1 protein-coding gene and 1 pseudogene are annotated in these 1,850 nt (G+C 36.2%); both read right to left on the reverse strand.

Going from position 1 to position 1,850, the window contains the following annotated elements; genetic code table 11:
* On the reverse strand, positions 1 to 678 hold a 678-nt coding region (locus tag ACFIKX_RS01795), incomplete at its 3' end, for an ABC transporter substrate-binding protein (protein WP_375661190.1).
* Between the two features lie 907 nt (positions 679 to 1,585).
* A pseudogene (locus ACFIKX_RS01800) lies at positions 1,586 to 1,850 on the reverse strand (ABC transporter substrate-binding protein); the annotation flags it as partial.

Consider the following 1,850-nt stretch of genomic DNA (forward strand, 5'->3'; position numbering starts at 1 on the left):
TCCTTCTCCAGGGCGCCAACTCTCTAGCTGATAAGGACCAACGCAAGCAGAATGGCTTGCCAAATACCGGTTTCCCATATCACCATTTTTTTCGTGTTTCATGAGTGTCTCGCGATCAAGCAAAGCAAGAGTACGACTAGTGGCAAAATGGCTAAGAATGAGCTCTGCTGGATAAGGTTTATCAAATTTCATCACAACCGTTTTGTCGTCCGGTGCTTGAAAAGCCTCATCAACGTTTTGTTCTGTAATCCCATATTCATTAAATGTCGCCGCAGTAGCCATCTTCAATTGAACAACCCGCTTCATGCTCCAAATAAGATCATTAGCATTCGCAGGACGACCATCGTTGAACTTTAAACCATCACGCAAGTGAAAAGTAATCACCGTACTCTGATCATCACTTGAAACATCCCAACTCTTCGCTAAAGAAGGAACCATTTTAGCAGCATCATCTGTAGCAGAAACGACTAAATTATCACAAACATTAACAAGAACTTCATTACCATAACGGTCATTGATTTGTGCGGGATCAAATGTACTTATTGTATCAAGATTCCAAGCCATCACAAGCGTATCGGCAGGTGTTTTCGCTGAAACTTGTTGCACAAACATCCCCATTGCAAGAACAGCAGAAACAAAAGAACTGCCCTTTTTCAATATTTTTCTTTTCCCGTTCATAGAATTTTCCTTTTAAGATTTAAGGTTATTGTATAACTTCCCATGTGACAACATGCAAAAATGATAAGATCATGCTTAGAAAACACGCCTCCTAGAGGTAAAATATCAAAATCTCTAAAAGCAGCAGCCACTTTTCAAAAGCTCCTTCCCTCCCAAATACGTATAGAACAAACGAACATATGCAACGCAAAACGATCTGATTAAAATGAAGCTATCACGCACAATAGCACACGACATCACGGCACTTATAATTCAGAGCATATCAGACCAAAATCCTTCCTTGCTTCATTAAAAAGATTTCTTTTTCAAGTTTCTTCTTGCGATTTTCTAAAAAGTATCATCAAAGCGCTACTCTAATTGCTTCAAAAGCCTCAAAACAATTTGATATTTTGATGATCCTGAATAAATTTTTTCGTAACCATTTTCACCCTTCTTCAGAAGAAAATTCGAACTTTATTATAACTCCGTATCAAATAACAGCTTCGAACCTATAGATTATCATATTTTAAGTCATAAGGAATGTAACCTGAGGTATGAGAAGAGTAGCTTGATGTTTCCCCGCGTACCCGCATACAACAGTTTTTCTCACCAAAACATTTTATAAAGTCCCCATTTTTTCAGAAACACTAAACTTTGCTTTATTCGTTACACCTGTCTTTTGCAACAAACAAATTTATTACTTTCTATACATATAAATTGAAACATCAAATATTAATATCTATACACGTAGAATTTATCGAGATAAATAACCTCTCTTCCCAATAGAATGTTTTGAAACAAAATTCTCTACACAACATAGTAATCCATTCCCGATAGAATTCAACGTATTGCAAAGTATTAAAGAGCTTTGCAATACATCAAATATATCATGACCATGTTTTTTATATTTTATAAACTTGATACCTTCTTATTTTTCAATTGCACTATAAAAAATACGTGGTGCACTATTCCAAACCCATTTTTTGACATCAGGTGTCATCGCTACAGAAACATATGTCTGATAGATAAAAGCATAAGGCCCTTTCTGCATAAAATCACGTTGTAAATCAGCATACATTTGCGCCCGTTTTTTGGGATCTTTTTGAAACAATGCATCTTGAACCTTTTGATTCATAGTTTCATCCAAATACCCATGGCACCAACTCGCATAGCCTGTATTTTTAGCCTCAAGC

Origin of the sequence: Bartonella sp. CM86QHHN (genome assembly GCF_042194695.1) — a bacterium.
In the GTDB taxonomy this organism is placed as follows: domain Bacteria; phylum Pseudomonadota; class Alphaproteobacteria; order Rhizobiales; family Rhizobiaceae; genus Bartonella.